This window comes from Trichocoleus sp. FACHB-6, from assembly GCF_014695815.1.
In the GTDB taxonomy this organism is placed as follows: Bacteria; Cyanobacteriota; Cyanobacteriia; order Cyanobacteriales; family FACHB-T130; genus Funiculus; species Funiculus sociatus.
In genome coordinates, this window is record NZ_JACJOY010000065.1 from 73,371 (window position 1) to 94,552 (window position 21,182).

Consider the following 21,182-nt stretch of genomic DNA (forward strand, 5'->3'; position numbering starts at 1 on the left):
AACTTTTAGGGCTTTATGCAGACAATCTCCGAATATGAAATCCAATCGACTCTGCACGAAGGTATCCAAACGATTATCTATCGCGGGCAGACACCAACCCACCAACAGCCAACGATCCTCAAACTCCTCAAAGCGGAATATCCCACCCTCGAAGCCATCACTCGCCTCAAACACGAATATCAAATCCGGCAAAGCTTAGACCATCCAGGCATCGTCAAAGTCCTTAGCCTCGAAACCTTCAACAATCGTCAGGCACTACTTCTAGAAGACTTTGGTGGTAACTCCCTGGCACAACTACTGCGAATAGAGAAACTCAACCTCAGTACCTGTTTAAGCATTAGCATCCAACTCGCTAAAGCCTTAGACTATCTGCATAAAAATCAGATTATTCATAAAGATATTAAACCCAGTAACATCATCATTAATTCCCAAACCGGAATTGTTAAACTTACCGATTTCGGCATCGCTTCACGCCTAACTAAAGAAAGCCAACTAATTAATAATCCTAATTCAGTCGAAGGCACCCTTGCTTATATGTCTCCCGAACAAACTGGGAGAATGAATCGCACTCTCGACTATCGCACAGACTTTTATTCTCTCGGTGTCACCTTGTATGAAATGACCACCGGGAGATTGCCATTTCTGAGTGACGACCCGTTGGAGATAGTTTACAGCCATATTGCCGCTGAACCAAAATCTCCCCACAAATTAAATTCTGAAATTTCCCCGGCCATCTCAGAAATTGTGATGAAGTTGATGGAAAAAAATGCCGAAGATAGATATCAAAGTGCAGCAGGACTATTAGCAGATTTAGAAATTTGTTTTCACCAGTTAAAAACAAAGGGTGAGATTACTGATTTCATACCAGGACGGCGAGATGTCTTGAATCAGTTGCTCATCCCACAAAAATTATATGGCAGAGAAACTCAGGTAAAATTACTTCTAGCCGCTTGCGATCGCATCAGTCAAGGAACCAGTGAATTGATGCTAGTTTCTGGTTACTCTGGCATCGGTAAATCTGCCGTAGTAAATGAAGTTAATAAGCCTATTACCCGACAACGGGGTTATTTTATATCCGGTAAATTTGACCAATTAAAGCGGAATATTCCTTATGCATCATTGATTCAAGCCTTCGGCTCATTGATGCGCCAATTACTAACTGAAAGTGCTGCCCGACTGTCAAGATGGAAAACTAAAATCATAAGTGCTGTCGAGTCAAATGGGCAAGTAATTATTGACTTAATTCCCGAAGTAGAACTAATCATTGGCAAACAGCCAGAAGTGCCACAAATTGGGGCAAACGAATCGCAAAACAGATTTAATCGAGTTTTCAAAGAATTTATTCACGTCTTCGCTCAAAAAGAGCATCCTTTAGTCATATTTTTAGATGATTTGCAATGGGCAGATTCAGCCACATTGAAGTTAATGCAAGTGCTAATTGCTGACCCAGATAGCAAATATCTGCTATTCATCGGCGCGTATCGGGATAATGAAGTTAGTCCCACTCATCCTTTAATTCAAACAGTAGAAGAAATTCGTAAGGCAGGCGCAGTTGTTAATAATATTGTTCTGCAAGCGTTAGATTTATTTCATGTAAATCAGCTAATTGCTGATACCTTAAATGATACGGAACGAGTTAAACCTCTAGCAGAGTTAATTTGTAATAAAACTGCCGGAAACCCATTTTTTATAACGCAATTACTCCAGGCGATATATCAAGAAAAGCTTTTGAAATTTGATTTCAAACCCTTAATTTCTCCTTACCAAGGAGGGACACAGGGGGAATGGCAGTGGAGTATTGAAAAGATACAGGCGATTGGCATCACCGATAAAAGTGTAGTGGAACTGATTGCTTCTCGTATTGAAAAGCTGCCGAAGTCAACACAAGAAGTATTGAAATTAGCCGCTTGTGTGGGAGACAGATTTACCCTAGATGTTCTTTCAATTGTCAATGAACAGTCACCCTCCGTCACTGCCAGTGAACTGTATCCAGCTTTACAAGCGGCGTTAATACTTCCCTTGAGTGAAGCGTACCGCGTTCCCTTAGTCTTTAACCAGTCAGAAGCGGTTGATTTGACTTTCGATACTTCACGGGTTGGTTATAAATTCTTGCACGACCGCGTCCAGCAAGCAGCATATTCTCTGATCCCTAATACTCAAAAGAAAGCTATCCATTTAAAAATTGGTCAATTGCTCTTGCAAAATACGCCAATTGAGGAAATAGAATTGAACATTTTTGATATTATTAATCAGTTGAATTTCGGAATTGACACGCTCACCCAAGAGTCTGAAAAACATGAATTGGCGCGATTAAATTTAATTGCGGGACGTAAGGCAAAAGCTGCTACTGCTTATGAACCTGCTTTCAAGTATTTGAACACAGGAGTAAAACTTTTAAGCGCTGATACCTGGGAAAATGCTTATAATTTTACCTTGGTATTATATGAACAAGCAGCAGAAGCAGCTTACCTCAGTGGTGAGTTTGAACAGATGCAAAAACACGCTGAGATTGTGCTGCAACAAGCAATAAATCAGCTCGATAAAGTGAAGGTTTATGAAGTCACAATCCTCACCTATGTAGCCCAGAATAAACTGCTAGAAGCTATTAAAATCGGGCTACAAGCGCTGAAGTTGCTGGGGGTAGACTTTCCCGGAGAACCTACAGATGCAGACATCGGTCAGGCGCTCTTCAAAACGGCTGCTCTACTCCCAGAAAAGGGCATTGAAGACTTAATGAATCTGCCCAAAATGACTGATGTTTACGCGCTGGCAGCTATGCGGATTTTGTATACAATAGCTGCTGCTACTTACGTAGCCGCTCCCAGGCTGTATCCGCTGATTACATTATCACAGGTTAATTTGTCTATCACTCACGGTAATGCGCCCGTGTCTGCCGTTGCTTATGCTACTTATGGTGTTATCCTTTGCGGTATAGTCAATGACATTGAATCTGGCTACCAATTTGGCAAATTGGCGTTAAATTTGTTGTCACACTTTAGTGATAAAGCAATCGATACCAAAGTGTTTTGTGCCGTTGCACTCTTCGTAAATCACTGGAAGTTTCATTTGAGGGAAACTTTATCACTTTTTCAGCTAGGGCATCAACGGGGACTAGAAACTGGAAATTTAGAATCTACTGCTTGGAATTACTTTTTTGAATGTCAGTCTTTATACTTGATGGGTCAGGAACTAGCTGCTTTGGAACCCAAGCTAGCAACCTATAGTAATGCCATCCGCCAAATCAAGCAGGAACTTCAGTTAAACTACAGCGAGATGCTACGCCAGTCTGTTCTAAATTTGATGGGGCGTTCTGTCGATCCGTGCCGTTTAATCGGTGAAGCTTACGACGAGGAGCGATCGCTACCGCAACATCAAGAAGCAAATGATGTAATGGCGCTTTACTATCTGCACCTTTACAAACTGATCCTTCACTATCTGTTTGGGCAGTATCCCCTAGCGCTGGGAAATGCAGCTTTAGCAATAAACTATTTAGGCGGTGTAACAGCACAGCCAGTTATTCCTCTCCTCGATTTCTACGATTCTCTAGTCCGGTTGGCGATGTATGCCTCCCTATCAAAACCAGAACAAGACTGTGTACTGGACAAAGTGCAAGCCAACCAGGAGAAAATGCAGCACTGGGCAAATCATGCCCCAATGAATTTTTTACATAAATTATATTTGGTCGAAGCAGAACAATATCGGGTGATTGGCGAGAATTATCAGGCGATGGATTACTACGATCGCGCCATCAAAGGAGCCGCCGAAAATGGTTATATTCAAGAAGAAGCACTGGCTTATGAATTAGCTGGGAAATTGTATAAGTCGCTAGGGAAAGAAATAATTTATCAGGCATACATAACGAAAGCATACTATGCCTATATCCGTTGGGGAGCTATAGCCAAAGTCAAAGACTTAGAATCAAAGCATCCAATTCTTGTAGCACAAAGTCGTACTGTAGAAGACTCAACCCTGGATGTCACCATCACTACGACTACCACTACTGGTAGCAATTTGAACAACTTTTTAGACTTAGCTACTTTTATCAAATCTTCGCAAGCGATCGCTAGTGAAATTGTCTTAGAAAAATTGCAGAGCAAGTTAATCAAAATTCTGCTGGAAAATGCCGCTGCTCAAAAAGGAGTGCTGCTGCTAGTTAAAGATAACCAACTGTTCATCGAAGCTGCTGGTACTGCTACAAACAATGAAGTGACAGTTTTAAAATCGATTTCTCTTGAAACCAGTGAGGATTTACCCCTTTGCGTTATAAACTACGTCTTCAGAAGTCAAAATCATCTCGTCTTTAATGACGTGACTCAAGCAGAGCCTTTCAACACAGATCCCTACATTCAGAAAAATCAACCAAAATCAATTCTCTGTCTACCAATTATTTATCAATCCCAGGTGCAAGGAATTCTTTACCTGGAAAATAACTTGGCAGCAGGAGCTTTTACGCAAGAGCGGATAGAAGTCTTGAAAGTCTTAGTTTCGCAAGTCGGTATAGCTTTAGAAAATGCCCGCTTATATGCGCGGGAAAAAGAGAAGTCTCAGCAGTTGCAACAATTTTTAGAAAAACTTCAGCAAACGCAAGCTCAACTAATCCAGACTGAAAAGATATCCTCTTTGGGTCAATTTGTCGCTGGTGTTGCCCACGAAGTTAACAATCCGGTCAGCTTCATTGCGGGTAATTTGCACCATGCTAAAGAGTATGTTCAAGACTTGAGTAATCTGGTGAATTTATATCAAAAGCATATGCCGAATCCGCCAGCAGAAATTGCCGAAGAAATCGAGACGATTGACCTAGAATATTTGCTGGAAGATTTACCCAAGATGATTTCCTCAATGAAACTTGGTACTGACCGCATTCGGGATATTATGCAGTCTTTACGCAACTTTTCGCGGGCAGATGATGCTGGGAAAAAGGCTGTGAATATTCACGATGGTTTAGAAAGTACGCTGATGATCTTGCAGCACCGCCTGAAAGCTAAATCAGACCGTCCAGCGATTCAGGTGCTTAAAGAGTATGGAGATTTGCCTATGGTTGAGTGCTACGCCGGACAACTCAACCAGGTATTTATGAATTTGCTCTCGAATGCGATTGAGGCGCTAGAGGAGTCTAACGCCCTTAAAACTTATGCTGAAATTGAGCAGCATCCGAACGTGATTACAATTCGCACATTCGTAACCAATAACCATCAGGTGGAGATCCGGATAAAAGACAATGGATTAGGAATGTCTGAGTCAGTACGCCAACGGCTATTTGACCCATTTTTCACCACTAAGCCGCAGGGTAAAGGAACTGGACTAGGACTTTCGATTAGCTACCAAATTGTTACAGAAAAGCACAGCGGGACGTTGCAGTGTTTTTCATCAATTGGGGAAGGGGCAGAGTTTGCGATCGCAATTCCACTCAGTCTGTAGCGGGAACACCTTGGATAACTGGACGGACACCAGAACCTGGGAATGGATCTGGATTACCTAACCAGTTGAAGTCATTAATCCGCAAACTGATGGAACCCAACTCTAGGACTGGGTTATAACGCAAGATGACGTTGTAGGTGCGGCGGCTGTATTCTAGAAAATAGTCGGTGCTGATGCTATCACCGGTATCTAAACTGATGGCTGTTTGAAAACCAGCGCGAAATGGGCCATAAATTTGCTGGGTGATGCCAGCGTAAAGGACTTTAGTATCAACTAAACGGTCAAACAAGAAAGGCGATGTGCCATTGCGGGCAATTTGAGACAAGCTGACATTAAACCCGGTGTAATCTAAGAAAGGCTTAGAAAAATGACCAATTTGCCCTTGTAGACCGATGTCTGCACTCAAGGATGCTTGGGTATCGCTACTGCTGTAACCACTGTATACGCCAGTAGCGCTAGTAGTCAGTTGCAGGTAGGGAACAATTGGTACTGGTGTATATCGCAATCCTTCGGTAGGCGTGGCGGGTAAGGCTTCACCCCGCCACAGTGTAAAGGCACGGCTAAGGGTCGCACTACCTTGGTAGCGGTTGAGAGTGACGCGGTTGTTTGTCCGCACCGGGTCGAGCAAGTCTATGCGGTCGGTGTCGGCGTTAATAATTTGAGCGCCTGCTTGATAGCTGAGGTTGATGCCTGTGTTTCCAAGCGGAATTACAGGAGAAGTCAGGACTGCGCCTATACTACTCTGGACGGTTTGAAAGCCGAGGGAGCCGTTGAAGAGGCGATCGCGATAGCTATATTCTAGGTTCAGGGTGTGCGGGTAACGGGTGCCGATGGTCTGGCGCAAGCGCAGACTTGCCCGCAACTCGTCTTCTGCTATCTCTTCGGGATCTAGACTGGTGAAAACTGCCGTCCCCCTCAAAGTGGTGGTGGGACTCAGGGTGGCATCCAGCCTAGACCGGACACCAAACACTGATGGATCGATGTAGTCGCCCTCAGTAATTGCTTTCTGGAGAAAATACTGCGGTGTGACGCGAAATAACACTTTGTCAGTGGAAATAAGTTGAAAAGTGCGCTCCGCAAACACACCACCGCGATCGCCAGCATCATACCCGAAGGTGACGATACCAGGTTCGCGGTCCCTTCGGTCAATCAGTCGGCGATCTTGAAATATGGGAATGGAGAACCCCTGATCGAAAACTAGGCGGGAGTTGGTGCTGGTAATTTCATCTACAAGCGGCGAAATTCTTCTAAATCTAGCTGTGTCTGCCCGTACCTCTAACTCTGGCGGCGAGAAGGGGTCGTTGGTAAAGCGAACGTTTCTAGCGATCGCGCCTTCGGAGTCGAAATCAATTCGATCCGCTTGAAAGCGCAGCCGATTCAGGGTGCCTCCCTCTTGAAAGGCAGACTGGTTTTGAATAGTTCTGCCAGCACCAAATACAGCGCCAAAGCCACCGGGATTGCTGATATTCGATAGCGGTTGGTTGGCGAGGATGCGATCGCTTAACGGTCGGGCAAAGGCACGGGTATCATTTGGTAATGGCCCAGAAAAATCCGTGCCAGCTGTGGGCTGATAAATTTCCCCACTGGCATTTAAGACAAAACCGCTATCTTGGGCAAAAAAGTATTCTAAGCGATCGCCTCTGATTGTTTGAGCGCCCCGCTTCAAGGCTATATTCCCCTCGCCTACCACAATCCGATTTGGCAAGTTCAGCTGCACCCGGTCGGCATCTACTACCGATCCCTGGTATCGCAATAAAACATCGCCTTCGGCTGTCACAACTTGCCGATCTACCTCGTACTCCTGACGGTCTGAAGTTAATTCCACGACACTACCATTACTCCCAGTAGTGGGTGTTACGGGGGAAGGTTGCTGTGTCTGTGTCTTGCGTGGTGGTGAGACAGGTACTAATTCCTCCTCACTCCAGGGTTCGCCCTCCAAGGGGGAGGGGGCAACTGGTGTATCGGATTCTCTGGGAGTTTCTGGCGGTAATTCTAGGGGTACCCTATCATCTTCGGAATCTCTCCCACTTCCCTCTGACGCTGGGAGTGGGGATAGCCTGTCATCTTCGGCTTCCGTCGGATTTGGCTCTGGCGGCGGCTCTTTTGGCTGTTGATCTACACTTGGTAACTGGGATACGGACAGCGACTTTTGCAAAACAGGAGCTGCTGCCCGTTCTTTTACTGGTTGTGTCTTATTTTCAGAATTTCGATTTTTCGCAGGCGGCTGCTTTGCTCCTACGACAGAATGCCCCACTGAAATCGGAGAACCAAGCAGGACGGCACTTCTTTTAGGGATAGATATAGATGAGGAAGACTCCGGCGGTAGGGTTTCCGGCGGAGTCGGAGCAGCAACCGCCCCGGTTTGCATGGTTCTGGTGGAAACCGAGAAAAGAGTTGGAGTTGAAGCAGCCAGAGGAGCGAATTCCCCTGGCTGTGAGGTACTGACAATTGAAGGTGGTTCAGGCGGCGGGACTGGTTGGGGCATTTTCTAGCAACAGGAGTCGAGCGGACAGCACAAATGCCTATTCTCAACTGCATTCTGAGCAGCGTGCCTCACATTGGGCTGCTGTCCCGACATTGGCCTGAGGCATTAAGCGATCGCTGTTTATTCTAAATCCCGACGTTTCGGGTTACGAGCCGGATCATTGGACAAAAATCCAAACATAAAGAGCAGGACGAAGAAGGCAACGACTATATAAACAACTATTTTGAGGGTCAGCATACCGATATCTACTCCAGACGGGAAAGGCTGAATGTTGTTACCTTAAAGGCATGACAACTTTCTCATAATACCGAAATATTGCTTCATTTTTGACAAAGACCTCAAGCGTTGAATTCAGGGTCGTGCAAGGCTGATCAAATTGCTTGACGATTCTGGAGTGCATTAAGTTTCACCAGGCGTCGTTGTTGAAGAAAGCGATCGCCCTCGTTGGCGACTCCTGCCGCCCAACTAATCCGGAAATCTTGGGGCTTTATCCGGAATTTAAGCAACTTCAGCTGATGTTAGGTTTCTAATGGTCTAGATTTTTCGTGGCTGAAAACTAATCGGATGCTGGTTGCAGAACGATAAGCTAAACACTTAAGTATTTCCGAAAAAACCCGCTCGGCTCTGGCTCAAATCTTTCTCACTCAGTTTTCCAAGGCTCAGGTTCTCGCTCAATCAGATGGAGGTAATCGTGAAAAGCCCATTAGCTCCCGAAAATTTTGAGATGTTCGCTGAACCTATCGCGGGTACAGTGGAGAAAACAATCGCTCCTAATCAGCCTGGACGAGTCAAGTGTCTTGGTACTTTCTGGCCTGCACGATTTATAGAGCCTGATTGCCAAGCCACTGTTGAAGCTGATGAGCCTGTGATGGTTGTTGGCAGACAGGATATCACTATGCTGGTGGTTCCAGTTAAGTAGATTTTTTTTACAGAGTTACGCGATCGCCTACTGGGGAAAAATGCGATCGCTCTAGCTTTTCTCTTTTACACCTTCGTTGCGTTCTTCTTCCCTTACCAGCATCAAATTGTATAGTTCAGATAGGGTATACGTCTCGCCTGTATCGGGATTTTGTGGTTCTAAGGCTACCCGCAAAGTTTCAAGCGTATCAGCATGAATTTTTGTAACACATCCGTTTTCAATGTCATTAGATGTGCTTGGTGGGAGACCACAATAATTCTGTAAATCTTGAAGACTCCAGCCTTTTGTCTCTCTCGCCTTGAGAAGAATCTCTCCAACACGCAAAATCCCCTGACGGTTGAATCGAAAACGACCTGAACCTTGCTGCACTCGACCCTTGCTTCCAGTCTTAACCTTAGTCAACATAGCGCCATGTAACTTTATAAGTTTATTTTAGGTCAGCCGGATTGCCTTGCTTTTCCGCTATAGCGTAGAATATAGTGTATTCCGGCGTAGCGGATAGTTTAAACAAAACTAACAAGAGCATCATGACCCGCAAAACTCGCTCAAAGCAAGCAACTCGCCACAGCTTTATTAAAACCCGATGGTTTAAGCGTGCCAGCTTGCATATAACCAAGGCAGAAGCAGGGCAAGTTTTGGGGGTTCCGGCAACCCAGGTGAAGTGGATAAAGCACATGGCGCATCAGTTGTGCATAGTCTGGGAAAACGAAAAAGGGAAGACGTGCAGCAGCTTTTTTAGCTACAGAATTTTTCCAAGTTGGCAGCAACTCCTCATCGCCGCAATCCAAAGCTGCCAAAATTTGGAAGAATTAAACAGCCTTGGCGCAGTCATTGAGTATGAGTTTGCGCGGTTTAACTATCCGACGGAAATGGAAGATTTAATTTCGCATACCTTGAAATCCCATGATTCTGTATTAAAAGCGGCTGCTTGTTGCTAAACAGAGGTATAAAAATATTTGTTCTAAGTTGTAAGCATCATCAGTCCTCGAAAAGAGTATAAAAAACATCGTACTTTCGGCCGATCTGAGTACACAATAACTTTATTCAGACTTATAGAGGCTTTGTCGATGCAGCCGATTCGGACATTTAATGTTTCTCCTTCTCTGCCGCCGAGACTAGAACCCCTACGCAAGCTGGCTTATAACCTGCACTGGGATTGGAACGTCGAAACCAAAGAGTTATTTCGGCGCTTAGACCGCGACTTGTGGGAATCAAGCCGTCACAACCCAGTTCTGATGCTGGGAACCATCAGCCAAGCCCGATTAAAGGAAGTTGCTGAAGATGAAGGGTTTGTCGCCCAAATGGAAAGGGCTTCAATGCAGCTAGACGACTACCTGCAAGAGCGAAATTGGTATCGCAAAAACCGAAACTTGTCAAGTGGCAGCGATCGCGCAACTGACCAGAAAGAATGCTACGCCTACTTTTGTGCGGAATTTGGTCTTACCGATTGCCTGCCTATCTACTCCGGAGGCTTAGGCGTTCTGGCGGGCGACCACCTGAAATCAGCTAGTGACTTAGGCTTGCCGCTGGTTGCTGTAGGCTTACTTTACCAAGAAGGGTATTTTGCCCAGTACCTCAACGCCGATGGCTGGCAGCAGGAACGCTACCCGATCAACGATTTCTACAATATGCCCCTGCACCCGGAGCGCAATCCTGACGGTTCGGAATTGCGGATCGAGGTAGAGTATCCAGGGCGCACCGTTTATGCTCGTGTTTGGCGGGTACAAGTGGGAACTGTACCTCTGTATCTGCTGGATACTAACATTGAGCCAAATAATTCCTACGACCACGACATCACCGACGAGTTGTATGGTGGTGACTTGGATATGCGGATTCACCAGGAGATGATGCTGGGCATCGGCGGTTTCCGGATGCTGAAGGCTTTGGGATATAAACCCACCGTCTATCACCTCAATGAAGGCCACTCAGCGTTTCTGATTCTGGAACGCATCCGAATGTTGATGCAGGACGAAGGTTTGACTTTTGCCGAAGCTAAACAAGTAGCGCAAGCTAGTCAGGTTTTCACTACTCATACACCAGTTTCTGCTGGATTCGACTTGTTCCCCCCAGACAAGGCTCTGTATTACGTGGGACACTATGCCCATAGTTACGGGCTTTCTCCAGAAGAGTTTCTCGCTTTAGGACGGGAAAATACCGGGGATTTGGCATCGCCTTTTAGCATGGCAGCACTGGCGATGAAGACATCAAGTTTTGTTAATGGTGTCGCCCAGCTGCACGGGTTGGTATCGCGGAAGATGTTTAAGGATCTGTGGAAGGACTTGCCCCTGGAGGAGGTGCCAATTACAGCGATTACCAATGGGGTACACGCCCGTAGTTGTGTGGCAAGGTCTACTCAGGAGCTATATGACCGCTACCTTGGCCCTCAGTGGTCTGATGCGCCTGCGGATGATAGTTTATGGGAGCGGGTGCTGTCAATTCCGGATGAAGAGTTGTGGCGCAATCACGAGCGTCAACGGTCGGAATTGGTGGTGTTTGTCCGGGAGCGTCTAGTGAAACAGTTGCGCGATCGCGGTGCAACTCCCGGTGAAATTGCCCAGGCGCAGGAAGTGCTAGACCCAACGGTGTTGACGATTGGGTTTGCGCGACGGTTTGCTACTTATAAGCGGGCTAGCCTGTTTCTCCGTGACAAAGAGCGAATCAAGAAGATTTTGCAGGGTGACAAAAATCGCCGGGTGCAGTTTGTAGTTGCTGGTAAGGCTCATCCCAAGGATATACCGGGGAAAGAACTAATCCGCGATATCATCCATTTCTCGCGGGAGGAAGGGATGAATGTCAGTGTCGTGTTTATCCCAAATTACGATATCTATGTAGCTCGGTTGATGGTGGCTGGTTGTGATGTTTGGCTGAATACGCCCCGCCGTCCCCGCGAAGCTTCTGGTACGAGTGGGATGAAGGCATCGATGAATGGTTCGCCAAACCTCAGCATATTAGATGGCTGGTGGGATGAGGCTGATTATGTCCGCACTGGCTGGCCTATTGGTCATGGGGAAGACTACGACGACTTGAATTATCAAGACGATGTGGAGGCAAATGCCCTGTACGAGTTACTAGAACAGGAAGTCGTACCGCTGTTCTATGAACGGGATGGTTATGGAATTCCCCGCCAATGGGTTGCGAAAATGAAGGATGCAATCCGGTTGAATTTACCATTTTTCAATACTTCGCGGATGGTACGCGATTATGCTGTACGGGGATATTTCCCGGCAAGCGATCGCTACTCGATTATGACTTCAAACAACTACGCTCCAGCTAAGGAAATAGCTTCTTGGAAGCAGCGGATGTTTGAACATTGGTATGACATCAAAATTGAAGAAGTTGATGTCTCTGAACCTGCTGGGGTTTTGGTTAATCAAACTATTGGTGTCAAAGCCCGAATTAATCTGGACGCTCTAACTCCAGATGATGTGCAGGTGCAACTCTATCAGGGTGCTGTCGATGCTGATGGGGAAATTGTCAACGGTGTGCCTGTGGTGATGGAACACCAAGGTCAAGATCAACAGAATTGTTGCATTTACACTGCTGATATTCTCTTCACTTCCAGTGGTTTACAAGGTCTGTCTCTGCGCGTTCTGCCGAAACATGAAAATTTGTCAACTCCTTATGAGTTGGGATTGATTCGCTGGGCGTAACAATTTTGGATTTTGCGGGGGCGAAGGAGTGTCTGGGCTTCCGCAAAATCTAACATCAATTGGGAATAACAAAGTCCCCAATACCACCAATCTGCTGCTATGTAGGCACATGGACACTACAATGACACAAGTTCGTCTCGCGCATCCGATTCCAATCAATATCCCACCAACATTAACACTTACGGTTACTCACGATCAGTTCGTTGAGTTGTGTGTTGTTAACCAAGATTTACAACTAGAACGCACAGCTACAGGAGAATTAATTATTATGCCTCCAACTGGAAGCATCACAGGAAATAGAAACTCAGACATTGAAGGACAACTCTGGTTGTGGAACCGTCAGGCTAAACTTGGTAAGACGTTCAACTCTTCTACTGGTTTTCACCTCCCCAACGGTGCGGATCGTTCTCCTGATGCTGCTTGGGTACGTCAAGATAGCTGGGACGCACTTACAAGAGAACAACAAGAAGGCTTCGCCCCTCTGTGTCCTGATTTTGTTCTGGAACTACGTTCTAAAAATGACAATATGGAACCGCTACGAGCCAAAATGAGGGAATATATGGATAATCAGGCTCGTTTAGGCTGGTTGATTGACCGAAAGAATCAGAAGGTCGAGATATATAGGCAAGGTCAGGATGTGGAAGTGTTGGATAATCCTACTACTTTGTCAGGGGAAGATGTTTTACCAGGGTTTGTCTTAGATTTGACGGAAGTTTGGTCATAATCGATTATTTGTTTTGTTTAACTCCCATTAGTGCATTCGCAACCCAGGTGGAAAGCATCCCTCCCAGGAAGAAAACGCTAAAGAAAATTGTTGTTAATATGCTAGGGTATTCTAAAAGCTGTAAAACTACGATCATTAGCCATGCGATCGCTAAAATAATTGTGTAAATTGTCATAAATTTTCTCGCGCTTCCCGCCGGACATTGTAAAGTTGCCGAGACTGGTAGTAAGAACCATATTAAGGAGATTGCTGCTGCTAAAACATTGGGGTTTTTCGTAGTAAACCAAGCAGCAACAGCAATTATGATGCAAAGCGACAATCCGCCAAATAAGTTCGATTTGTTAATCTCTTCTTCGGAAAGGATTAATCTTCCGAAGTTATCAAATCTTAGTAATAGGGTGAAGAGAGGGTCAGCAATCCAGGTCAGAACTACAAATGAAATGTAGGCAATACCTATTAACCATAGTAATGGATTTAAGTTAGCGACGGCGAGGCCACCTACTAACAAGCGGAAGACAAAATATAAGCCAATACTGAAGAGCAATCTAGGGCGATTATCTAATCGAGAGCAAAAGAGAAAGTATCGCAACATTACCCTATAAATGGGATTTTTGGCTTTCATCGCCTCGACAATTCCCTGCCTAGCCCATTCAAATGTAGGATTGAGTCGCAGTGCTTCGCGGAAACTTTCGGAAGCTTTGTTAGGGTTTTTTCCCTGCGTCAGAAGTATCCAGCCTAAACTAGCGTAGCTGGAGGCATTTTCTGGGTCTTTAGCGATCGCATCCTCAATGGCTGTCTTAGCTTCCTGTGCGCGTCCTAGTTGCGACAAGGCGAGGGCGTGGTAATTTAAGCATTCCACGTCTTCCGGGTCAATAGCTAAGCCTTGCTGCGCCGCATTTAAGGCTTCCTGCCAAAGTCTTTGGTTGTATCGAATGCGCGATCGCAAGGCGAAGTAACCTGAGTTTGCCGGGTCAATTCGGATCGCCTCAGCTAGCGATATTTCAGCATCTCTGAGATGCTCGCGATCGCATAAAATGTACGCCAAGATGTAATGAGCATACGCCCAATCAGGAGCCAGCCCAATTGCGAGCTGAGCTTCTTGTGTTGCTTCCTGGTGCTTCTGGCGGTAACTCAAGCACAAGCCTAAAAGAGCGTGCGCGATCGCGCTATCGGGCGACTGGCTTAACTCCTGTCGCAGTTCCTTCTCTGCCATTTCGTACCGGGATTGCCCAATTAGCAATTGCGCCCGTTCTAAGTGTACGCCCATCAGATTTTCATATATTTGAGGATGTCGTCCAATCCGCTCTCATCAGCATACAAGGCATAGTTCCTAGCAGTCGAAAACCATTCTTCAGGCACTACCTTAACTTAGGGGAGCTTCTCCAGATGAAAAAGAAGGAAAAAAGCGTTCCAAAAGCGAGAACGATTAACCAAGTTAACCAGAACCAAACGTCAACACTTACAAAAGGTAGCCCTGGTAATGGAAGAACTAGCCCTGCCAGCCCAACTAACGCCATGATGGTTGTATATCCCACCATGAGGCTGCTGTGCCACCCCGCTGAAGATCGGAACGTTGCCGATACAGGCAGAAGCAACAATCCGAATAAAACGGGAGCAAACAGAGTTTTAGAATTTCCGGTCATTAACCACAAATAAAATGCGCTTAGTATTGCCCAAACTAAAGTCGTGAGCCAATAGGATTGCTTAAACTTCAGTTGGAGTAATAGGGTTATAAAGAGGTCTACAAACCAAGGCAAAAAGATTAACCAAAACAAAACAATCAGCGCTAACCAAATCAAAGGATTGGGATTAGTTGCAGCAAGATTCAGCAATATACGGAATCCCAAACACAAGCAGGCAAAGAAGCCCAACAAAGCTTTCCCGCTCAAAAATCTGCCTAGTTGTAAACGGCGATACGGGAATATTAAACACCTGTAAACTGGTCTGTATAGTGGGTGTTTTAACTTGATCGCTTGGATGAGTCCATCCTGTGCAGATTCAAAATTGGGGTTGAGTCGGAGTGCTTGGCGGAAATACTCCCAAGCTTTCGTGGGGCTTCCTTCCCGATTCAATATCATCCATCCCAAGTTGTTGTAGTTGCGAAAATTCTCCGGGTCAAGAGCGATCGCTTGCTTAGTCGTAGCGATCGCCTCCTCTGTTCGACCCAACTCAAATAGGGCAATCCCTTTGTTATTCAAACAGTCAGCATTCTCTGGGTCTATGTTAAGCCCCTGCGTCGCTGCTTCTAGTGCCTCCTGCCATCGCTTTTGTTTAACTCGAATGTTTGATAGTAGGATGAAATGGTTGGTATTTTCAGGATTTAGGCGAATTGCCTCTTTGGTTGCGTTCTCAGCTTCCAGAAGCTGATTGCGATCGCAAAGAATCCAACCCAGAACGTAATAGCCATCCTCCCAATCTGGTGCCAGCTTAATTGCTTGCTCAGCTTCTTTTATTGCTTCCTCGTACTTCTTGAGAAACCTCAAGCACCAACCTAGCCACGCATAAGCCTGGGCGCTATCTGGATCGACTGCTAATTCCTGCTGCAATTCCTGCACCGCCATCTCATAACGCGATTGAGCCATGAGAAGTTCGGCCCGATCTAAGTGTACGCCCATCAGAATTTCATATATTTAAGGATGTCGTCGTACAATCCGCCCTCATTAGCATATAAGGCATAGTTCCGAGCAGTCGAAAACCATTCTTTTGTCGAAGGTTTCACTCCTCCCGCAGCCGATGCTAAATCTTTGGTAGTTAGTGGCTTTGGGATACCTACTTTCATCGCTTCAGCTAACTTCTTTTCTATTGCCACATCGACAACTGCCATTAAGTCTGCGCCGGAAAAATTCTCAGTTTTCTTCGCTAAATGGTCGTAGTCGATATCTTCCACTGGCTTACCTCGACACAACAAGCGCAAAATTGCCGCCCTTGCTTCAGCATCAGGCGGCGGTACAAATAATATGCGGTCAAAGCGTCCCGGACGGCGAAAGGCTGAATCTAAGTGCCAAGGTGCATTAGTTGCCGCTAAAATTAATACCCCTTCATTAGAACTCCTCACGCCGTCTAATTCTGATAGAAATTGGTTAATTACCATGCGGCTAGAATTTTGTCGCAAGTCCGCACGACTGGCAGCTAAAGCATCAACTTCATCAAAAAATAATACACAAGGTTGGTTGCGTCTGGCTTGTTCAAAAAGGTCGTGCAAATTGCGTTCACTGTTGCCCAACCACATATCTAATACATCGTTGATGCCTACAGAAAGGAACCCAGAGTTAATTTCGCCAGCTGTGGCACGGGCAAGGTAAGTTTTACCGCAACCCGGAGGGCCGTACATCAAAATTCCGCCCCCAATTGCCTTGCCGTAAGCTTTGTACAGTTCCGGCTGTTTTAGGGGATAAATAATTTTCAGGCGAATTTCGTCTTTGACCGCTTCCATACCGCCAACATCTGCAAATGCGATCGCAGGTTTTTCGACTTGGGTATCTTCTAAAGTCGAAAAGTCTCCCAACCCTGCCCGAATTTTGCCGTCTACGACCTCTTGCACGTCCTCCTCTGCCCCAATTCCCAACCTTTCTGCAAAATCAGCATCTTTAACAGCAGGATCGGTTTCAACGGCTCTGCGGTACTGACGAACAGCTTGTTCCACTGCACCCACGTTCAAGAGAAGACGCGCATGAAGTAAAAAAGCACCCGCCGGACAATCCAAACGCTTAATTTGATCTTCCACAATGACCAACGCTTGGGTATACTTTCCTTGTTGGTAGAAAGCACGAGCTAAACCTAATTTTAGCTGCTGATTTTCAGGGGACAAAACTAAGGCTTGGCGATACTCTTGTTCGGCTTCCTCTGGCTGTCCCAAACTTAGCAGAGTTTCTGCCAAATGTTGCCGTAAAGGTACGTTATCGGGAGAGAATTTTAAAGCTTCTCGGAGGGACGCGATCGCATCATTACTGCTAGTCATTCGTTTTTATTCCTTATACTCCTTCCCCGTCTCTGACTGGGAATGTTTACAATGCGGTTCTGCCTCATAATATTATTTGACACTACACTATAAATTATCAATTTCGAGAGGTTCAGTTGACTTAATTAGGTGCATTCCCGCCGCCGCAAATCTGGCAAAAGCCTCATCAGCTTGTTCTGTATAATCCACTATTCCCGGCACCACAACGGGCGATGTACAATCTTCCAATAGATAAACTTTTTCAGCAAGACTAGCATCTTTTGCTTTGATTTCTGTCAATAAATCATCAATTGTCCAGGCAACGCAATGGCTTTTTGCTTGTCCAGCAATTATTACAGCATCAAATTTTAGCAGATACTCGATAAATTTTGTATTCTTCTGGGCAATAGGGTTTCCATTCACTCCTTCTAATACTTCTGCACGCAACACAGAATAGTTTTCTGTTAAAGGATTGTCTCCTTTTACCTCAAACCGCGTTTGGCTATTCCTAGCAATGCAGTGAAAAAACAACGCCTCTTCTACCGCAGAAACCAAAGCGTGACCAATCCCGCCCAACATGGAATGATAAGGCCATACGGTTAGCGGATATTTGCCTTTTTCACTCAAATGCTTGACATAATGCAAAGAATGTGAAACAAGATTAGAGTAATCTGCACCGACAATTCCAGCAACTGCTGGGTTTACCTTCCAGATACCTTGCTGGATATCTTCCGGTGTAATCATCGTGGCGGCGGGGGTGGGATGTTCTCCAGCGTCGTTAATCCAGAAGATGGGGTGGAAGATTTGGATGGCGGTGTGAGTATCCATTGTGGGTGCGATCGCGCTAACCTTCCCCAAATTCCGATAGATGAATTCGCACAACCGCACATTATCATTAACCGCACCCGTGACAAATAATTCAAAGTCGGGGATGCAAAATGTATTCTGCACATCAATCAACAACAGGCAAAGGCGAGTTTTATCCTCGCTAGATGGAGGAATATCGTGCTTTTTTGCCCAATTCCTCGCGTCTTCTGCCCGTTGTTGATATGGCACTCGCCAAACTTCTCCCACCTTTTTAGCATCAAAGTGCGACGGAATCGGCAGTTGCTTTATTGTTTGTGCGTTCATCTTCTGTTCCTGCTGACACTAACTGGTTTAGCCGTGGAATTCCAGCCATATCCAGAATTTCGGGAATCAAATCTTCCCGCTTTACAGCCATCATATGAACACCTTGGCAGAGTTGACTAGCCAATTTGACTTGTTCAGCTGCGATCGCCATCCCTTCTTGCAATGGATCGTCTGCTGCTGCTAAACGGTCGATGATGTCTTGGGGAATATTGACACCAGGTACGCAGCGATTAATAAATTCGGCATTTTTGGCAGACTTTAGCAGAAAAATTCCCGCCATAATTGGCTTACCGCAGCCAGCAGCAATTTTGTCCATAAATTTTTCCAAACGGTCAAAATCGCAAATCAGCTGGCTTTGGAAGTATTGCGCTCCAGCTTCTAGTTTACGTTCAAATCGGCTTTGCAATCCTGACCAACTTGCCAGCTGGGGGTCAACAGCAGCACCAGCGAATAAATCTGTAGCACCATCTGTGAGGGGTTTGTCGTTCCAGTCGAAACCGAGATTCATTTTTTTAATTAAACCCAGCAACCGCACAGATTCCAGATCAAATACACTCTTGGCATCAGTATGATCGCCTGCTTTCACAGGATCGCCTGTTAGCGCTAAAATATTGCGAATGCCGAGAGCATGAGCGCCCATGAGATCGCCTTGCAGTCCGATGCGGTTGCGATCGCGACAAGCCATCTGACAAATCGGCTCGATTCCGTGCTGCAATAAAATTACACTAGCCGCCATCGGACACATCCGCAACACCGCCCGACTGCCATCAGTAATATTAACCGCATGAACCCTACCTTTGAGGGTTTGTGCCATTTCCACCATGTGGACAGGATTCCCGCCTTTGGGGGGTGCTACCTCTGCGGTAATCAGGAATTCACCAGCTTCAGCAGCGCTACGGAAAGATTTAAACAGCATTGAGTTTTGGATGGTAGGCATTTGGTTTTTTTGTTAAGTATGGATTATGAAGGATAAAGAGAGTGTGAATTGTGCTGTAAGAATTGTAAAATTTCAGCTGTCCTTCATCCTTCAATCCCATCGCCTGGATTCTTTTAGTGATGACCACTACCTTCTTGAAACTGCGCGATCGCAGACTGGATATCGTCTGCTGAAACATCTGTCTGTTCCAGCTTAGAGTAGATGAGCAGCAGCAGAACGCTCGTGGGTGACTCAACCTGATAGATTAGCCGATAACCAGCACCTTTACCCTTTTGAATATCGCTGTTGCGGACTCGCACCTTGAAAACTGCAAAGCCTGTTCCGGCTATCTGGTCGCCCACAAAGTCACCAGTTTGCAGTTGTTCGATGATAGGCTGAATATCATCTCGAATCAGGCGATACTTTTTGGAAAGGGCGCGTAGTCTGCGCCCAAATTCATCAGTAAACTTAACTTCAACTGAGGATGACTCACTCAGCATCAATGTCATCCCACAGTTGAGAAACTGGTTTAGTTTTACCTGCTTTTGCTTCCATAAGCGACTTGTTAAGGCTTTCTAAAACAGACTCCTTGGGTTCATCATCTTCCTCTGTATCTTCTACGAACAATACAATTATCCGGACGCGGCTATGCTTATCCACTACTAAGGGTGCGTCTAAGGACAGTTGACCGTGTTCGTCAACATTTCCCATCACTTCTTGGGCTTTCATTTTCTCTACTACTGTTGCGAAACTGCTATCCTCACAATGGTAAGGAATAACCCATAGCAGATTTTACTTGGGAGAGGGTAGAGGATGCGATCGCTTGGGCTTTCTCTCTTCCATCCCGCAACACCGACTCCAGATAACCCTTGTCATCCATCACCGCGTGATACTTTTCCTGAATTGGTTTCAAGGCGTTAATCGTCGTTTCTGTCAGCAACGGCTTAAACTGTCCCCAACCCATATCCTGACATTCCGCCGCCACTTCTTCCTTAGTTTTTCCAGAAAGTACAGTGTAGAGAGTCAGCAGATTTCGTGCTTCCGGACGTTGGGAATTGTCAAACGTCAAACCGCGTACCGAGTCAGTCTTACAACGCTTAATCTTATTTTGAATTTGTTCTGGAGTGTCCAGCAAATTAATCCGACTCATATCCGAAGGGTCAGACTTAGACATCTTGCGAGTTCCATCAGTCAAACTCATCACCCTCGCACCCTCAGCGCGAATTAACGGATTTGGCAACTTCAGCACCGGATTTTCCCGACAAAACAGATAATTAAACCGATTAGCAATATCCCGCGTCAATTCCAAATGCTGCTTCTGGTCTTCACCGACAGGCACCTTATCCGCCTGATATAGTAAAATATCCGCCGCCATCAACACTGGATAATCCAGCAACCCAGTATTGACATTTTCCCCCTGCTTTACCGCCTTTTCCTTGAACTGGATCATATCTTGCAGCCAGTTAAGCGGCGTAACGCAATTTAGCAGCCACATCAGTTCGCTGTGCGCTGAGACGTGAGATTGCACAAAAATAGTAGAGTGGTTTAGATCGAGACCACACGCCAGATACACAGCAGCGAGGTTGTAAGTATTAGCTGTCAGCGATGCTGGATCGTGCGGTGCTGTGATTGCGTGCAAGTCTGCTATAAAGAGAAAATTTTCATACTGGCTTTGACCTTCTACCCAGTTGCGAATTGCTCCCAGATAGTTACCTAAATGCAGATTTCCGGTTGGTTGAACTCCAGAGAGAACGCGCTGACTTGCCATAAACTTCAATTTAACTGTTTGCGAAAGTTAAAAAAACACATTTATTTAGTTTGACATTTTCTTGCGTCTTGTGACGATATCCTGGTAAAAACAGACAGACAAAATTTTTCGTGTGTATACGGTTTACAACCTATAGCATTCCTAAATGATTCGTGAAAGCAAGATACCCGACTTCTTAGAGAAGTCGGGTATCTGAAGGGCTGGATCACAATTTTGAGGATTTCTATATTTGGT

General features: G+C 45.7%; 17 protein-coding genes. 5 read left to right on the top strand and 12 right to left on the bottom strand.

Going from position 1 to position 21,182, the window contains the following annotated elements; genetic code table 11:
* Nucleotides 1-15 precede the first annotated feature (15 nt).
* Nucleotides 16-5,418 carry an ATP-binding sensor histidine kinase gene (locus tag H6F66_RS12480; RefSeq protein WP_190421624.1) on the top strand — a complete coding sequence of 1,801 codons (5,403 nt, stop codon included), beginning with the start codon at nt 16-18 and terminating at the stop codon, nt 5,416-5,418.
* On the opposite strand, the gene H6F66_RS12485 is transcribed toward H6F66_RS12480, so the two are convergent.
* The 3 genes from H6F66_RS12485 to H6F66_RS28900 all read right to left on the bottom strand — a co-directional run bounded on the left by H6F66_RS12485 (nt 5,408) and on the right by H6F66_RS28900 (nt 8,409).
* A complete protein-coding gene (locus tag H6F66_RS12485; protein WP_190421626.1) occupies nt 5,408-7,903 on the bottom strand; it encodes a DUF3769 domain-containing protein in 2,496 nt (831 codons plus the stop codon). The genes H6F66_RS12480 and H6F66_RS12485 overlap by 11 nt on opposite strands.
* A gap of 120 nt (nt 7,904-8,023) precedes the next feature.
* A complete protein-coding gene (locus H6F66_RS12490) occupies nt 8,024-8,140 on the bottom strand; it encodes a photosystem II reaction center protein I (RefSeq protein ID WP_190421628.1) in 117 nt (38 codons plus the stop codon).
* 134 nt (nt 8,141-8,274) lie between these two features.
* Complete coding sequence (locus H6F66_RS28900; RefSeq protein ID WP_277874029.1) at nt 8,275-8,409, bottom strand: hypothetical protein; 135 nt, start codon at nt 8,407-8,409, stop codon at nt 8,275-8,277.
* 185 nt (nt 8,410-8,594) lie between these two features.
* Between H6F66_RS28900 and H6F66_RS12500 the strand changes: the two genes are divergently transcribed.
* Complete coding sequence (locus tag H6F66_RS12500) at nt 8,595-8,822, top strand: NfeD family protein (protein ID WP_190421632.1); 228 nt, start codon at nt 8,595-8,597, stop codon at nt 8,820-8,822.
* Between the two features lie 51 nt (nt 8,823-8,873).
* Here the strand turns inward: H6F66_RS12500 and H6F66_RS12505 are convergent, their stop codons facing one another.
* The gene (locus H6F66_RS12505) at nt 8,874-9,227 is read right to left on the bottom strand and encodes a helix-turn-helix transcriptional regulator (RefSeq protein WP_190421634.1); all 354 of its coding nucleotides are present in this window, start codon (nt 9,225-9,227) and stop codon (nt 8,874-8,876) included.
* A gap of 122 nt (nt 9,228-9,349) precedes the next feature.
* Between H6F66_RS12505 and H6F66_RS12510 the strand changes: the two genes are divergently transcribed.
* The 3 genes from H6F66_RS12510 to H6F66_RS12520 all read left to right on the top strand — a co-directional run bounded on the left by H6F66_RS12510 (nt 9,350) and on the right by H6F66_RS12520 (nt 13,196).
* Nucleotides 9,350-9,760, top strand: a complete 411-nt coding sequence (locus tag H6F66_RS12510; protein ID WP_190421636.1) for a hypothetical protein — start codon at nt 9,350-9,352, stop codon at nt 9,758-9,760.
* 129 nt (nt 9,761-9,889) lie between these two features.
* Nucleotides 9,890-12,472, top strand: coding sequence for an alpha-glucan family phosphorylase (gene glgP / locus H6F66_RS12515; protein WP_190421638.1), 2,583 nt, complete (start codon nt 9,890-9,892; stop codon nt 12,470-12,472).
* A gap of 121 nt (nt 12,473-12,593) precedes the next feature.
* On the top strand, nt 12,594-13,196 hold the full coding sequence (locus tag H6F66_RS12520; protein WP_190421640.1) for a Uma2 family endonuclease: 603 nt from the start codon (nt 12,594-12,596) through the stop codon (nt 13,194-13,196).
* Nucleotides 13,197-13,200: 4 nt separating this feature from the next.
* Here the strand turns inward: H6F66_RS12520 and H6F66_RS12525 are convergent, their stop codons facing one another.
* The 8 genes from H6F66_RS12525 to trpS form a co-directional block, all read right to left on the bottom strand.
* Entirely contained in the window at nt 13,201-14,463 is a 1,263-nt protein-coding gene (locus H6F66_RS12525; RefSeq protein WP_190421642.1) for a tetratricopeptide repeat protein, read from the bottom strand.
* 91 nt (nt 14,464-14,554) lie between these two features.
* Entirely contained in the window at nt 14,555-15,811 is a 1,257-nt protein-coding gene (locus H6F66_RS12530) for a tetratricopeptide repeat protein (protein WP_190421645.1), read from the bottom strand.
* Nucleotides 15,811-17,154, bottom strand: a complete 1,344-nt coding sequence (locus H6F66_RS12535) for an ATP-binding protein (protein WP_190421647.1) — start codon at nt 17,152-17,154, stop codon at nt 15,811-15,813. The genes H6F66_RS12530 and H6F66_RS12535 overlap by 1 nt, the downstream gene beginning before the upstream one ends.
* A gap of 87 nt (nt 17,155-17,241) precedes the next feature.
* On the bottom strand, nt 17,242-18,264 hold the full coding sequence (locus H6F66_RS12540) for an isochorismatase (protein WP_190421649.1): 1,023 nt from the start codon (nt 18,262-18,264) through the stop codon (nt 17,242-17,244).
* Entirely contained in the window at nt 18,218-19,201 is a 984-nt protein-coding gene (locus tag H6F66_RS12545; protein WP_190421651.1) for a methylenetetrahydrofolate reductase, read from the bottom strand. Before H6F66_RS12545 ends, H6F66_RS12540 begins: the two co-directional genes overlap by 47 nt.
* Before the next feature lie 113 nt (nt 19,202-19,314).
* Nucleotides 19,315-19,680, bottom strand: a complete 366-nt coding sequence (locus H6F66_RS12550; protein WP_190421653.1) for a type II toxin-antitoxin system RelE/ParE family toxin — start codon at nt 19,678-19,680, stop codon at nt 19,315-19,317.
* The gene (locus tag H6F66_RS12555; RefSeq protein WP_190421655.1) at nt 19,670-19,909 is read right to left on the bottom strand and encodes a hypothetical protein; all 240 of its coding nucleotides are present in this window, start codon (nt 19,907-19,909) and stop codon (nt 19,670-19,672) included. Before H6F66_RS12555 ends, H6F66_RS12550 begins: the two co-directional genes overlap by 11 nt.
* Nucleotides 19,910-19,940: 31 nt before the next feature.
* On the bottom strand, nt 19,941-20,948 hold the full coding sequence (gene trpS, locus H6F66_RS12560) for a tryptophan--tRNA ligase (protein ID WP_190421657.1): 1,008 nt from the start codon (nt 20,946-20,948) through the stop codon (nt 19,941-19,943).
* Nucleotides 20,949-21,182: the final 234 nt, after the last annotated feature.

Excerpts from the sequence above, each read along its gene's own strand:
- H6F66_RS12480 (WP_190421624.1), top strand. The coding sequence starts at position 16 with ATGCAGACAATCTCCGAATATGAAATCCAATCGACTCTGCACGAAGGT.
- H6F66_RS12485 (WP_190421626.1), bottom strand. The coding sequence starts at position 7,903 with ATGCCCCAACCAGTCCCGCCGCCTGAACCACCTTCAATTGTCAGTACC.
- H6F66_RS12490 (WP_190421628.1), bottom strand. The coding sequence starts at position 8,140 with ATGCTGACCCTCAAAATAGTTGTTTATATAGTCGTTGCCTTCTTCGTC.
- H6F66_RS12505 (WP_190421634.1), bottom strand. The coding sequence starts at position 9,227 with ATGTTGACTAAGGTTAAGACTGGAAGCAAGGGTCGAGTGCAGCAAGGT.
- H6F66_RS12510 (WP_190421636.1), top strand. The coding sequence starts at position 9,350 with ATGACCCGCAAAACTCGCTCAAAGCAAGCAACTCGCCACAGCTTTATT.
- glgP (WP_190421638.1), top strand. The coding sequence starts at position 9,890 with ATGCAGCCGATTCGGACATTTAATGTTTCTCCTTCTCTGCCGCCGAGA.
- H6F66_RS12520 (WP_190421640.1), top strand. The coding sequence starts at position 12,594 with ATGACACAAGTTCGTCTCGCGCATCCGATTCCAATCAATATCCCACCA.
- H6F66_RS12525 (WP_190421642.1), bottom strand. The coding sequence starts at position 14,463 with ATGGGCGTACACTTAGAACGGGCGCAATTGCTAATTGGGCAATCCCGG.
- H6F66_RS12530 (WP_190421645.1), bottom strand. The coding sequence starts at position 15,811 with ATGGGCGTACACTTAGATCGGGCCGAACTTCTCATGGCTCAATCGCGT.
- H6F66_RS12535 (WP_190421647.1), bottom strand. The coding sequence starts at position 17,154 with ATGACTAGCAGTAATGATGCGATCGCGTCCCTCCGAGAAGCTTTAAAA.
- H6F66_RS12540 (WP_190421649.1), bottom strand. The coding sequence starts at position 18,264 with ATGAACGCACAAACAATAAAGCAACTGCCGATTCCGTCGCACTTTGAT.
- H6F66_RS12545 (WP_190421651.1), bottom strand. The coding sequence starts at position 19,201 with ATGCCTACCATCCAAAACTCAATGCTGTTTAAATCTTTCCGTAGCGCT.
- H6F66_RS12550 (WP_190421653.1), bottom strand. The coding sequence starts at position 19,680 with ATGCTGAGTGAGTCATCCTCAGTTGAAGTTAAGTTTACTGATGAATTT.
- H6F66_RS12555 (WP_190421655.1), bottom strand. The coding sequence starts at position 19,909 with ATGAAAGCCCAAGAAGTGATGGGAAATGTTGACGAACACGGTCAACTG.
- trpS (WP_190421657.1), bottom strand. The coding sequence starts at position 20,948 with ATGGCAAGTCAGCGCGTTCTCTCTGGAGTTCAACCAACCGGAAATCTG.